The sequence below is a fragment of the Fischerella sp. JS2 genome, assembly GCF_032393985.1.
Lineage (GTDB): Bacteria > Cyanobacteriota > Cyanobacteriia > Cyanobacteriales > Nostocaceae > Fischerella.
The window spans coordinates 1,882,966-1,895,357 of record NZ_CP135918.1 but is presented as its reverse complement, the minus strand read 5'-3'; the positions used below and the strand labels follow the sequence as shown (position 1 = coordinate 1,895,357).

Here is a 12,392-nt window from a genome sequence, read left to right as displayed (position 1 = left end):
ACAACTAGTAATTATTAATCAATGACCATTGACTAATAACCAATGACCAATGACCAATGACTAATGACTAATGACTACTCTTTTCCAGCGTATCGCGCTGTCTTAGTAAATCGACACTATAAGATGTTCCTAATCTAGTAGCGCCTGCCAGAATTAAATCTAGGGCTTGATCAATAGTGCGAATTCCCCCCGAAGCTTTAATTCCAACTCTTTCCCGTGCAACCTCCTTAAGAAGTCGCACATCGGCTACTGTTGCACCTCCATTCCAACCTGTACAGGTTTTAATGAAAGCTGCCCCTGCATCCATACATATTTCCGTAGCAAGCCTTTTCTCGGCATCCGTCAGTAGGTTGGTTTCTATTATTACTTTGACTATTTGCCCAGTTTCTTCGCATATTTCAGCAATTTCTCGATGTACCTCATCAGTTTTACCAGCTTTCAACCAACCTAAATTGATGACTACGTCCAATTCATTAGCACCATTTTCCACTGCCTCTTGAGCTTCGTACAATTTCACTGCTGAAGTCGTCGCCCCAGTAGGAAAGCCTATTACCGTACAGATTTTCGGCATCTGATTGTGCAGTAATTCAGCAGTAAGGCGTACATAGCTGGGATTGACACAAACCCCTGCAAAGTGAAACCTTTGAGCTTCTTCACACCATTGCTCAATCAGATCCGGAGTAGCTGTTGGTATCAGCAGAGTGTGGTCTATATATGGCGCAATATCAATATCGTTATCTGGATATTCTGCTGCCATCGCTTGTTTACCAGTGATTGATTATAAAAATTTATAAAACTTTAAAACTATTTTAATAAATAAATCCACAATTCTTAGTACTTTGTCGGAAAACTAGTGCAGCATTGCAGTAAATATACAACAGATACAGCTAATCCTATCTCTACTGTTGACAATTATACTTGTCTTATGTGGTTGCAAAAAATTCTAGAATAGTTTGAGCTAAGGCTTTCGATGCTAAGTAAGGCACACCATTTCCAATAGTTTTAAACATGTTAGTTAATGACATATTTTCTGGAAGTATAAAACTAGCAGGTAAAGATTGTATTGCTAAAGCTTCAGCTACAGAAATTCGCCGTACTTTATAAGGATGTAAATGTACTTCATTATTGCCATAGCAAGCAGTAGGAGAATAACGCCATCTGTGTAGACGTTTATAAGATTTTTTGGAATTATCTCCTTCATCAATTGTAGCAATTTTTTTGATTCCTGCTCTTGGCTGAAAATAATGATTGGCATTGGGATGATAAAAAACATTATTTTTTTGAAACCAATATTCTACTGTTAATTCTTTGGGGATATTATTAGGGCAAGATGATATGGAATTTTCTCGGAATGGTTCAGATTTAATCCAAGGATAGGTAAAAACTTCTTCTTTAGTATATAGAGTATATTTCTTCCAAGGAAAAGTAATTTTGGAGATAGAGATTTCCATATCAATAATAAGCTTGTGATGGAAACCAATCAAAATTATTCTATCTCTATCTTGGGGTACACCGTACTCAACAGCATTAATCAAACGCTCTGTTAATATATATCCGTTTTGTTGTAATTTTCGCTTGAGTGATTCATAAAATAAACGATGTTTATTAGTCTTCAATAAACCCTTAACGTTTTCGAATAAAAAGAAATCTGGTTGCTGTTGACAAACTAATTCTACATAAGATGCTGAGAGCTTACCATGACCTCCTAAATTTCCCCTATTTTTACCACCAATCGAAAAATCAGGACAGGGAGGGCCGCCAATAAAACCAATAATATTAGTAGATTGACGACAATCTTTTACTAATTCTGACAAGCGTGCAGATTGTAAATCTGTAATTAACTTTGTTACGTCTGCTTCTTCTCCACAATGATAACCATATTCTGCTAATGGTAGATTTAGAGAAATTCGTGCATAGCAGTATGCCTCCATAAATGCAGGAGAAATTTCATTAACATAAACTATATTAAATCCGCTAGTTTCAAAACCTAAATCAAGAAAACCAGATCCAGCAAAAAAAGAGAAAACAGAAGGGCGATCGCTCATTTGGTAATCAGTATTTAAATTTATTATAAAGTAAATAATATTATCGCTATTTTTTGCTACTATATGTCTCAAAAAGATAAATCAGACACTTTAAAAACTCCTTCTTCAGATATCCTTGGTTCTGAAAACTTTCTAGGAGAACTAAAAACAAGAATTTCTCTAGCTCAACTGAGAGCAGCATTAGCAGTTAATAAATAATTAATATTACTTTACTGGCAAATAGGACGAGACATTCTTCAGCGACAGCAACAGCAAGGTTGGGGAGCAAAGGTAATCAACCGCCTTGCAACAGACTTGCAGCAGGCTTTCCCAGAAATGAAAGGGTTCTCACCTCGCAATCTTAAGTATATGCGAGCATTTGCTAAAGCTTACCCAGATGAGCAAATTGTGCAACAGGTTGTTGCACAATTTCTTTGCGGGATATAAATAAACCAATTAGTGTTTCGGTGTATCATTTAAGGAATAATTTACCAGACTCTCTCGAAGGAAAATTGCCAACAATTGAACAGTTGGAAAAAGAGTTAGAAAATGTAGAGATTGACATAGAAACGCTAAACTAAAGTATGTCATCATCCGAATGGAAAAATTTTTTAGCTGAAGGAAAACAAGCTATTGAAATAGTTCATAGGGGATTAAGGAATCGTGGCATCAATGCAAGGAAATCTGTGATCACCGAGTTTGGAGCTGATGAAGATATTCCAGTCTATAGCAGTGATAATCAACGTAAGTTATTTTGGTTATCAGTCAAGAGTATTTCGCAGAAGATTGAACATTGAAACTCAAGTGTAATAACAAAATATCCGAAATAACTAAAGTTAGAAAACTCCAAAATCTCTATTAGGAATTGAAACACTAGAATAGATACAAAGTTTACAGCTTGGGTTTTGTGGAAAATCAACGAATCACTATTAGGGATTGAAACTCAGAATATATAATATGCTTGAACCCTTCATTAATTAATTTAGAAGCAATTTTCAACCTTACTGTTAAAGAAACCGAAGAATTAGTCAAACTCGGTATTGACATCAGTGATCCTTCTGTTGTGACATCACTCAAATGGTATGCCAATAAATATCTAGAGATTGCAGAACGTTGCAACAATGCTCTAATGGAACTGATTGATAAACAAGCAGCGACTACTCCTAAATTGGTAGCCGCTTACTGTGACGTTGATATGGATAGTTTCTAATGTAAGCTGTTAACTTCTGGTGAAATTATCCCACCGCTTTCTCAGCACCAACAAGTTCACCCTCAGCAACTTCTGGTAACAAACGCTTCACGCCTTGCTTTACAAACCCCTGCAAAAATGCCACTTGCTGGTTCTGTTGAAATACTTTTTGCAAAGTTTGTCCCAGTTTCTCAACATTAAACCCAGTGGCAGAATTTACTGCTACTTCTTGCTGTTGGAAATATTCTACTAAGCTAAGTCCAGCCAACCGTGTCAAATAAGCTGCACTTACACCCTGCACTGCGCCACCAGCAACGTAGGTGATAGCGTGACTCTTGAGAACAGTACCAATAACTTTACTAGAAAGTTCAACTAAGCCTAGCTTTAACATCAAGCTACCCATCTCCCCGGCTACAGTTTTCGCCTGTTCGAGGGAGAATTTCTGCTGATAGATATTACCCAAATCTACGACCATTTGAGCATTTATTGCCGCAGTCGCCAAAATATCTAAGGCGGGAACTGGGTTAGCAAAAGCAGCCGCCGCAGCTATCCACTGATATTGTTCAATTACTGGGTGAGCGCGATCGCATCTTACCCCATTTAAGTAATTTTTCGCTTCAGCTTTGAGCAACAGTGCTTTTCTCATCGTAGTTGCCCATACCAATTGTTGCCCTTGCTGTGCTAAAGTTTCACCCAGCTGCTGTGTCAATTGCTGAATTTCTGGCGCTGGTTGTTCCATCCACTCTTGCACAGAACCATCATCGTTGTGCTTGCGGACTTTCACAAGCAAGGGAGAGGCTGAAGTTGCTACAACGTGAGACTGCATTCGCTGTTTTAAAGACAGCAATATGCTAGCGCGTTCATCTGCTAAATACTGATCCTGTTTATTGAAAACTAGTATCAGGCGGTGTTTTTCTGCTTGTAGTTGCTGGATAGTTTGAAATTCTGTATCTGTTAAATCACCGTTTGTTAGGAACAGAATAAAATCAGTCGCTTTCGCTTGTGTTAATGCAGCTGTATCTGATCTTTCACCAGCTTCTGCAAATAAAGGCGTTGTTTCTTGTAAGCAGACTGTTTTTTGTAGTTGTGAACACCAGTGAGATTTTAGTACTTGTATTAAGCTGGTTTTACCCACCGACTTACCACCAGTTACAGCTAAGTTAATTTCTTCCCTGTCTAACTCAGAGTACAACTGAGGAATTTTTTCTCTTAATGCTGCTAGGGCATGATGATTTTCAGCTTCACCTGCCAGATGATTTATTACAGCTTCAGTTTTCGCGATCGCACTTTCTACAGTTTCTCGATCCACAGGTAAACTATCAAGTACATGGGAATCTTGTTTAGTGCGATTTTGCTTTAACAACAACAAACCACCACCAACCAATAACAAACTTAGGACACTATATTCTCCTAGTTGGATAATCGAATCGTGCCAACTTTGTAAAATCCATAGGGAGAACGATAGTCCTAGTCCTCCTACTAATATTGGTCGCTGCAACTTCACAACCATGATTCACCGCGCTTTTTGGATTATTTCTACTCCAGAATAGATCAAAAGTTAGTAGTTAGTTGGTCAATAGTCAATGGTCAATTGTCATTTATTATTTGTCATTTGTCATTAGTCATTGATCATTGATCAAAAGTTAATATTTATTCTTCCCACACTTCCCACACTTCCCACACTCCTCACACTTCCCAATTCCCACTCCTCCAATCCCTGAACTTAACGAAACTTCGCAATCATCCGCATTCCCGCAGGTGTGGCTACAGTTAAACCACGACGCACTGGGCGCACTGGACGTTTATTAACTAAAGAAACTTGATACTCAGACACAATAGTTGCTAATACTAATTTCATTTCATACATGGCAAACGCCATACCCACACAGCGACGATTTCCACCACCGAAGGGTAAAAATTCATAAGGGGAAAATTGCCGTTCTAAAAAGCGTTCTGGTTTGAATTGCTTGGGCTGTGGGTAGACTTCTTCACGATGATGTGCCATGTAAATACTAGGAACTACTACCGTACCCACTGGTAACTTATAACCGATAATTTCAATTGGAGATTTAACAACCCGAAAGAAAGCAGTCATAACAATTGGATAAATACGCAGAGTTTCTTGACAGACTGCTGTGAGATAGGGTAATTTGGCGATCGCATTGGGTTCTGGATGATCTCCCAAGCTATCTAATTCTTCCAGCAATTTTGAGCATACTTCTGGTAAATAGTCAAGCCAGTAAAAAGCCCAAGTCAAAGCCGAAGCTGTAGTTTCATGGCCTGCTATTAATAATGTCATTAATTCGTCGTGTAACTCTTCATCTGACAACGCTTTTGAGTCTACATCACGCGCAGACATTAATAAACTGAGGATATCTTGACGATTTTGCTCAGATTCTGCACGACGTTGCCGAATTAAAGCATAAATAATTTCATCAATTCGTTGTTTCTGCCTTCGCATTCTTGCCCAAGGACTCCATGAGCCGTAATCTTTTTGGAGAAAAGGGAAAAAGAAACCAGCTGACATTAATGGAGAACTAACGAATTCTAAAAAAGCAGAAATTAATCGCTGGAGTTCTTCTAAACGCTGTCCTTCTTCTAAACCAAATACCACCCGTAAAATTACCCGCAAAGTAATTTCTTGCATAGAAGCGCGGATATCAAATGGTCTACCCACTTGCCATTTACTACTTGCTTGCTGGGCAATTTCACGGATAGTTTCACCATAGGCGCGCATTCTATCTCCATGAAAAGGAGGCGCTAAGAGTTGACGCTGGCGCTGGTGGCGATCACCATCTTGTAAAAGTACAGAATAATCGCCAAACATAAATCTTAAAACTCGGTTGCCTCTGCCTACTTCAAAATGGCTAGGGTTAGCAGTGAAAATTTGCTCTAATGCTTCGGGTTGACTAAAGTAGACAAGGGGATTACCGTCTTGGCGACCAACCGTAAAGCTATCTCCATAAACTTCGGCAAAATCTTCGACGTATTTGATAGGCTGAAAAAGCAGTTTTATTCGTCGCTGTAATTGGGGTATGTTGGGGCTAACGGGGAAATTTTGAGTTACTGTCATACAATTTTGGATTTTAGATTGATTACACAGATTTTCTAGGGGCTTGTACTATCAAAGAATTGTTAGTCATAGTTACTTTTTTCTAATTTTTATCCAGCACTTCTAATTTATTGTGACAACTTCTCTTCCTAATCCCCAATCCCTGATCCCCGATTTCTATTTTCAAATAGGTCTACTCTGGGTGTCACACAACGAGGTATATTCAGGTGAAGAGAGCATGTAAATTAATCTGTGCCTAGAATTATTGCTATCCTCAACGGTAAAGGGGGAGTTGGGAAAACAACTACCGCAGTTAACCTAGCTGCGACTTTTGCAGAAGCACAAAAAGTTCTTCTGGTAGATGCAGATGTACAAGGTTCTGCTAGTTGGTGGTATAGGCGTAGTCAAAACAGCATGGGATTTGATCTATCTCAACTGACAGATCCCAAATATTTAGGTGGTTTGCGTAAGATAGAAGGATACGATTTAGTGGTAGTCGATACGCCTCCAGCGTTACACTCTACAAGCTTGAAAGCGGTAGTAGCGATCGCAGACTATTTAGTTTTGCCCACACCGCCAGCACCGATGGACTTAGCTGTTCTAATTGATACAGTAAGTCAAGCAGTCACTCCTTTGGAAATTGCCCATCGAGTGCTTTTAACTAAAGTAGATACACGTAGTTTAGGGGAAGCATTAGAAGCACAAAATACACTTAAACAATTGGGTATTCCAGTTTGTAATGCTTTTATCCGTACTTACAAAGCTCACGAACGAGCAGCACTAGAGGGTGTGGCGATTACTCAATGGCGAGGCAACAATGCCAAAGAAGCAGAATCAGACTACCGCCGCGTAGCTGAAGAATTACAACGTGACTGGAGAAAATAGAAATCATGGCTACTAGAAAACGCGTTGCCGACGTATTACAAGAAGAAGCACACAAAATATCATCACCAGAAGTAGAATCTATAATTGATGTTGCTGCCGAGGAAGTAACAGAAGAAACTACCTCAACTACAGAAGAATCAGCTGCTAAAAATAAACGTACAAATCCAACTAAAGCTGATTTAGAAACTACTATCAATCAGCTGCAAACATCTTTAGAAGAGACACGTCAAAACGAAGCAAACCTCCGAGAGCAACTTAGTGATTTACAGTCATCTTTGTCTGAAAAAAATACACTAATAAAGCAGTTGCAGGCTTCTGTTACAGAAACACAGCAAAATCAAAAAAATCTCCAATCCCGAATTAGTGAGTTACAATCAGCCTTATCTGAAAAAGATAAATTAGTAGAACGCTTGGCAACAGAACTTGACGAAGCCAAGCAAGCTGCTGTACAACTTGCACAGGCAAATTCACAGCTTACAGAAGAGATTAATAAGTTGAATAATTCTAAAAAGGAAAAAGCAATTCCCAAAGCATTAACTTACAGAAAATCATACCGCACACCTACACCAGAAAAACTACCACCTCAAACACCCATCGAACCCGCAGATAATTCTAATCAAATGTGGTTGCTTGATTAAAAAATTAAGATTTGAGATAGCTAAATTATAGATCTCAAATCTAAAATCCATAGTTCAATAGATATTTTGACAGATCTCTCATGTACAATTTCTTACCTTTTGCTTATTTTCAAGATAAAATCGTACCTTTTAAAGAAGCAACAATTTCCATTGCTACTCACGCTTTACATTATGGAACTCTCGCTTTTGGTGGAATGCGAGGTATTCCCGATCCCCAAGATCCTACACAAGTTTTATTATTTAGATTAGACCGTCACTGCCAAAGATTAAGTCAAAGTGGGAAGTTCTTACACTACGATATATCAGCCGAAGAAATCAAAACAGCCATAATCGAATTTGTAAAAAAAAATCAACCTACTACTTCTTTCTATATCCGCCCCTTTGTCTTCACTTCTGATTTAGGTATTGCTCCTAGATTGCATAATATAGATAAAAGTTTTGCCATTTATGGATTAGAACTAGGAGATTATTTATCTCCAGAAGGAGTCAGTTGTCGAATTAGTTCGTGGTGCAGACAAGAGGATATTAGCTTTCCATTACGCGGAAAAATTAGCGCCGCCTATATTACTTCTTCTCTCGCTAAAACAGAAGCTGTTGAATCTGGATTTGATGAAGCAATTTTAATGAATTCCCAGGGGAAAGTGAGTGAAGCCTCTGGTATGAACATTTTTATTGTGAGAAATGGAAAAATAATTACCCCTGGATTTGAACAGGATATTCTAGAGGGAATTACACGAGATAGTGTGATCAAAATAGCTCAAGACTTTGGTATTCCAGTAGTGGAACGTCCTATAGATAAATCTGAGCTTTTGATTGCTGATGAAGTATTTCTATGCGGTACAGCAGCTAAAGTTGTACCAGTCAATCGAATTGAAAATTATTACTTACCAGAACATCGACCCATTGCTGAAAAACTGAGAGAAAAATTAACAGCAATTACAGAAAATAGAGACCTTAATTATCGTGATTGGGTATATCCAATTTCTATATAATCATTCAACTAGGTTTGACAATATCGCCCGTGACGAAACGTCCTGGCTAATAGAATAAAGATACTTTTATAGTAATCAGTTATGAGTTATTGTTAATTGATTACTATTTACTTTTTTATGTATAGCCACGATTAAAAATCGCCAGGGCTAGATGCTAGCTCAAATTAGTATTCCTCATTTTAAACATCAATCTTTTTTACTAAATTCTAAAATATACTGTGCCGTAACTTGCGGTTGCTCTAGATGAGGGATATGTCCACAATCTTGAATCCAAATTAACTGACTATTTGGAATCGCCCTGTTAAATCTCTTCGCATCTTTAGTACCTAAAATCCGATCAGAATCACCCCATAAAATTAGTGTTGGTTGCTGAATTTCTCCCAATTTTTTAAATCTAAAGGCTGTGTAACCACCACTTTTTGTAAAAGCAATTAAAGCTTGTTGCCAATTAGGACATTCTAAATGCAAAGCTGCACACAACTGGGCATCTATTGTCGCTAAGCTTTTATTCTTATATGCAGCACGACTAATACTTTGACGTACTCTAGGATGTCGCAAAAATTGAGCCGCTAAATAATCAAACGGCGGAAACATATATTTTGCTAATGGCGAACTAGCTATCAAACCAGCACTATCAATTAATACTAATTTTTTAACTATTTCTGGATAGGTAAGTGTAAAATCAATCGCCGTCGCACCCCCCATTGATGCACCTACCAAAATTATCGGTTGATCAATCAGGGTTTTCCAGAAATGATAAAAATGGGTTTTAATTTCTGCTGTACCAAATTTTATTCCTGTCGGGCGATTTGTAAATCCAAAACCTAACAAATCTACAGCCAAAGTTTGATGATTTTCTGCCAATAATGGCAGCAAACGTCGATATTCCAGCACGGAACTGTCGAAGCCATGAATTAATAGTAACGGCGTCCCAGTATTACCCTTGTGCACATAAGTTGTAAGAATTGGTTGAGAACTTAAGGGAGTAGCGATCGCAATTTGTTTTATACTTTGAGCCAGGGTCACGGAGGTAGATTCTGTAAGTTGCCTCATTGCAGCAATTTCAATCCCTGATTGGGTCTCAGACTGAATCATCTCCACCTCCAATTCAAAATTATAAGGGATCGGGAACTCAGGAATGGGAATCGGCACAGAATCTGCTTAAATTCCTAGTTGCTAGTCTTAGTTTTCATTACAATTTTTAAACATATCGTAAGAAAAATAGTTCATGACCATGTGGTTACCTCCCTATCTCCCTATCTCCTCATCTCCAACTTTTTTGAGTGTCAGAAAAATGTCATAGCGATTACTACGACTATCATTAACAGCAGATGTGATGCCGATTGAACGTGTGGCAGTTAAGAATGTTTGTTGATTGGGTAGTAAAGTCGGTAGAGGAAAGTTTTTAGTTGTGCGTTCTACATCTAAGAAAAACTGACCATTGGTAGGATTGGGTTCTGAAGGGACTGTTTGTTGAAATAGTGGAGTATTTGCTAGGGTATTGTTGAGTTTGGGAATTATCTTACCGCTAATAGGAGCGCCAAGTGCAAAGAAAGCTACATCTCCGTCTAACCAACCGTGGGTAGCGGTTAAAGTTCCCAAAGGTCCAAACCAATTGACAATGGGTTTACCTGCTACTGAGGTCTGTTGAATCTGGAATTGGTATTGAGTTTTCATCACTTCATCAAGTTTTTTGAGAGATGTTTCTGCCCGGGCGCGATCGCTTGCCTGTACCATGAATACTAAAGAGGCACGGAAATTATCTGATAAAGTGTCCTGAGGACTACTGGGAATGACTGAGACGGAAAATTCATTGCCCATCCAACTCAATAAATCTTGCTCGAAATCAAGATTAGTTAGAGATTTTATACTTGCTTTTAGCTGTTCTGGTGGAATCGGTGAGAGTGGATTTCCCTGGGATGTAGAAACGTAGTCTGACCACAATTGCTTTAAGTTACCACCAGAAAGCATCATCAAAGTTTCTGGTGGGACAAGGTTTGGCATCTTTCCGGCTTTGTTTTCTACCCTGAGTGTGCGTTGACTATTGGGATTAAGCCAGGAAATACCTTTAATACGTATTCCTTGTGACTCTAAGGAAATGCTTCCAGCTAAACCTTGGTTATTTTGTAATTGTGTTAGAACTTGAGTAGGCAAATGACGATTACCAGATTCAGCAGCAATTTTAGCAGAGGCAGGTATATTTACATAGAATTGAGCAAAAGCTTGAGAAGTAGCAATTTTAGGAAAATTATCCGTAAAACCCGCAGTTGTTGCTAGGGATGTTTTATTTTTATATGCTTGAATCGCACGTTCTGTAGTTTTAGGATTATCGGTAATTACTAAGAAATGCTGATCAATGACTGCTGCCGATAAATTTTCTCCTGATCCTGAGTTAGTTTCTTTGATGGCGATTCCTTCGTAGGTACGATCAATCCATTTACCTGCTTTTGGATTTTTAGGCTGTGCTAAAACTTTTTTCGCTTGCTCAGGATTTTTAATTGGTAGTACTACTACTGTAGACCTTTGATTGACAGTATTATCATCGGTTGCTACAGGTTTAGATGTAGGTTTAATTGCTTCTGGGGATAGAATTGCTATTGTTACTTGTTCGCCAACCCAAGGGCTAATATCTTTTTGAAAATCGTAACCGTTATTAGTGAGGAAGCGATCGCGCAATTGCACTAAATTTTTATCCAGTTCTATTTGAGTTTCTTTTGTACCAAACTTTCGTAATTTCTGCCATTGAGCGCGATCTGTACTCAGAGAAACTGCAAACAGTGCATCTTGAGGAATTATATTTGCACCTACTGGTAAATCTCGAGACAATAATTGCCCTTGGGTCAACAGCCAGTATGCCGTCATACCACCAGCAATTAATATTCCAGCAGACGAGAGTGTTAGTACCAGAGATGGTTTCTTTTTTTTCATCTTAACAGACACAACAGGCAGCGCCATTGAAATAAATACCTCATTATTAGGGAACTCTTTACTTGCTTTGTTGGCAAAGTAAACCAAAAGGTTTCCTCAGCATTAAATAGGTGAATTGCATTTATTTTTTGGCTTTAGAGTCTGAAATATACTTCGGTAATAAGTTACCATTTTTTTCCAAAATTGCCATTATTGCACAAACTATTATTTTGCAGAAAGTTCAGTTTGTGCATTGTATAGCAATCTTATCTAATTTGTGAGAATCGCAATATCTAGACCTCAGCTTCTTCAGTATTTACACAAAAATCGCCAAAAAGCTAATTTATCAATCGCCTTAGACGCGTCGCATAGCGTGTTGCTTTGCGACTCAGCGGCTTACCAAAGGGTAGACGCCAAAATGCCAAGGAGTCATAGAGTATCAGCCTTACTTTTTAATAAGTCGGGGATCTTGTCTCTAAAGAATAATTTATGAATTTTTTAATTTTATTGATTTTAAATTGAATTAATCATTCTATAAATGAGTAGCAAAATTGACATGCTGGTCAATAACTACCGCAACCGTAATTGCTTAAATATCAAAACTTTTTACTTAATAAAATATACTGTTTTTGATTATTGTATTTAAAAATAATCAGATAGTTACAAACGCAGTTGCATAAAAAATAGTTACTCTTGCAGATCAGT

13 protein-coding genes are annotated in these 12,392 nt (G+C 38.1%); 7 read left to right on the top strand and 6 right to left on the bottom strand.

From position 1 onward, the window contains the following. Nucleotides 1-67: 67 nt before the first annotated feature. Together deoC and RS893_RS07915 are read right to left on the bottom strand one after the other, a co-directional pair. Complete coding sequence (gene deoC, locus RS893_RS07920; RefSeq protein WP_315790652.1) at nt 68-757, bottom strand: deoxyribose-phosphate aldolase; 690 nt, start codon at nt 755-757, stop codon at nt 68-70. 166 nt (nt 758-923) lie between these two features. Next, a complete protein-coding gene (locus RS893_RS07915; RefSeq protein WP_315791910.1) occupies nt 924-2,045 on the bottom strand; it encodes a DNA cytosine methyltransferase in 1,122 nt (373 codons plus the stop codon). A gap of 63 nt (nt 2,046-2,108) precedes the next feature. Between RS893_RS07915 and RS893_RS07910 the strand changes: the two genes are divergently transcribed. From RS893_RS07910 to RS893_RS07895, 4 genes are all read left to right on the top strand, one after another. Continuing rightward, complete coding sequence (locus RS893_RS07910; protein ID WP_315790651.1) at nt 2,109-2,243, top strand: hypothetical protein; 135 nt, start codon at nt 2,109-2,111, stop codon at nt 2,241-2,243. A 3-nt stretch (nt 2,244-2,246) separates the two neighbouring features. Continuing rightward, a complete protein-coding gene (locus RS893_RS07905) occupies nt 2,247-2,471 on the top strand; it encodes a DUF1016 N-terminal domain-containing protein (RefSeq protein WP_315791909.1) in 225 nt (74 codons plus the stop codon). 137 nt (nt 2,472-2,608) lie between these two features. After that, nucleotides 2,609-2,821 (top strand): hypothetical protein, encoded by a 213-nt coding sequence (locus RS893_RS07900; RefSeq protein ID WP_315790650.1) that lies wholly within the window; start codon nt 2,609-2,611, stop codon nt 2,819-2,821. Nucleotides 2,822-2,985: 164 nt separating this feature from the next. Next, nucleotides 2,986-3,234, top strand: a complete 249-nt coding sequence (locus RS893_RS07895; RefSeq protein WP_315790649.1) for a hypothetical protein — start codon at nt 2,986-2,988, stop codon at nt 3,232-3,234. A 25-nt stretch (nt 3,235-3,259) separates the two neighbouring features. Here RS893_RS07895 and RS893_RS07890 read toward each other — a convergent pair whose 3' ends face one another. Together RS893_RS07890 and RS893_RS07885 are read right to left on the bottom strand one after the other, a co-directional pair. Continuing rightward, nucleotides 3,260-4,723, bottom strand: coding sequence for a YcjF family protein (locus tag RS893_RS07890; RefSeq protein WP_315790648.1), 1,464 nt, complete (start codon nt 4,721-4,723; stop codon nt 3,260-3,262). A gap of 213 nt (nt 4,724-4,936) precedes the next feature. After that, nucleotides 4,937-6,286: a cytochrome P450 gene (locus RS893_RS07885; RefSeq protein ID WP_315790647.1), complete on the bottom strand. Its 1,350-nt coding sequence runs from the start codon at nt 6,284-6,286 to the stop codon at nt 4,937-4,939. A gap of 231 nt (nt 6,287-6,517) precedes the next feature. Here RS893_RS07885 and RS893_RS07880 point away from each other — a divergent pair, with 231 nt between their 5' ends. The 3 genes from RS893_RS07880 to RS893_RS07870 all read left to right on the top strand — a co-directional run bounded on the left by RS893_RS07880 (nt 6,518) and on the right by RS893_RS07870 (nt 8,780). Beyond that, nucleotides 6,518-7,150, top strand: coding sequence for a ParA family protein (locus RS893_RS07880; RefSeq protein ID WP_315790646.1), 633 nt, complete (start codon nt 6,518-6,520; stop codon nt 7,148-7,150). Between the two features lie 5 nt (nt 7,151-7,155). After that, nucleotides 7,156-7,788 carry a hypothetical protein gene (locus RS893_RS07875; RefSeq protein WP_315790645.1) on the top strand — a complete coding sequence of 211 codons (633 nt, stop codon included), beginning with the start codon at nt 7,156-7,158 and terminating at the stop codon, nt 7,786-7,788. Between the two features lie 80 nt (nt 7,789-7,868). Beyond that, the gene (locus RS893_RS07870; RefSeq protein ID WP_315790644.1) at nt 7,869-8,780 is read left to right on the top strand and encodes a branched-chain amino acid transaminase; all 912 of its coding nucleotides are present in this window, start codon (nt 7,869-7,871) and stop codon (nt 8,778-8,780) included. A gap of 186 nt (nt 8,781-8,966) precedes the next feature. Here RS893_RS07870 and RS893_RS07865 read toward each other — a convergent pair whose 3' ends face one another. Then, the gene (locus RS893_RS07865) at nt 8,967-9,875 is read right to left on the bottom strand and encodes an alpha/beta hydrolase (protein ID WP_315790643.1); all 909 of its coding nucleotides are present in this window, start codon (nt 9,873-9,875) and stop codon (nt 8,967-8,969) included. 153 nt (nt 9,876-10,028) lie between these two features. After that, nucleotides 10,029-11,735, bottom strand: a complete 1,707-nt coding sequence (locus RS893_RS07860) for a DUF3352 domain-containing protein (protein WP_315790642.1) — start codon at nt 11,733-11,735, stop codon at nt 10,029-10,031. Nucleotides 11,736-12,392 lie beyond the last annotated feature (657 nt).

Excerpts from the sequence above, each read along its gene's own strand:
- RS893_RS07870 (WP_315790644.1), top strand. The coding sequence starts at position 7,869 with ATGTACAATTTCTTACCTTTTGCTTATTTTCAAGATAAAATCGTACCT.
- RS893_RS07865 (WP_315790643.1), bottom strand. The coding sequence starts at position 9,875 with ATGATTCAGTCTGAGACCCAATCAGGGATTGAAATTGCTGCAATGAGG.
- deoC (WP_315790652.1), bottom strand. The coding sequence starts at position 757 with ATGGCAGCAGAATATCCAGATAACGATATTGATATTGCGCCATATATA.
- RS893_RS07915 (WP_315791910.1), bottom strand. The coding sequence starts at position 2,045 with ATGAGCGATCGCCCTTCTGTTTTCTCTTTTTTTGCTGGATCTGGTTTT.
- RS893_RS07910 (WP_315790651.1), top strand. The coding sequence starts at position 2,109 with ATGTCTCAAAAAGATAAATCAGACACTTTAAAAACTCCTTCTTCAGAT.
- RS893_RS07875 (WP_315790645.1), top strand. The coding sequence starts at position 7,156 with ATGGCTACTAGAAAACGCGTTGCCGACGTATTACAAGAAGAAGCACAC.
- RS893_RS07885 (WP_315790647.1), bottom strand. The coding sequence starts at position 6,286 with ATGACAGTAACTCAAAATTTCCCCGTTAGCCCCAACATACCCCAATTA.
- RS893_RS07860 (WP_315790642.1), bottom strand. The coding sequence starts at position 11,735 with ATGGCGCTGCCTGTTGTGTCTGTTAAGATGAAAAAAAAGAAACCATCT.
- RS893_RS07890 (WP_315790648.1), bottom strand. The coding sequence starts at position 4,723 with ATGGTTGTGAAGTTGCAGCGACCAATATTAGTAGGAGGACTAGGACTA.
- RS893_RS07900 (WP_315790650.1), top strand. The coding sequence starts at position 2,609 with ATGTCATCATCCGAATGGAAAAATTTTTTAGCTGAAGGAAAACAAGCT.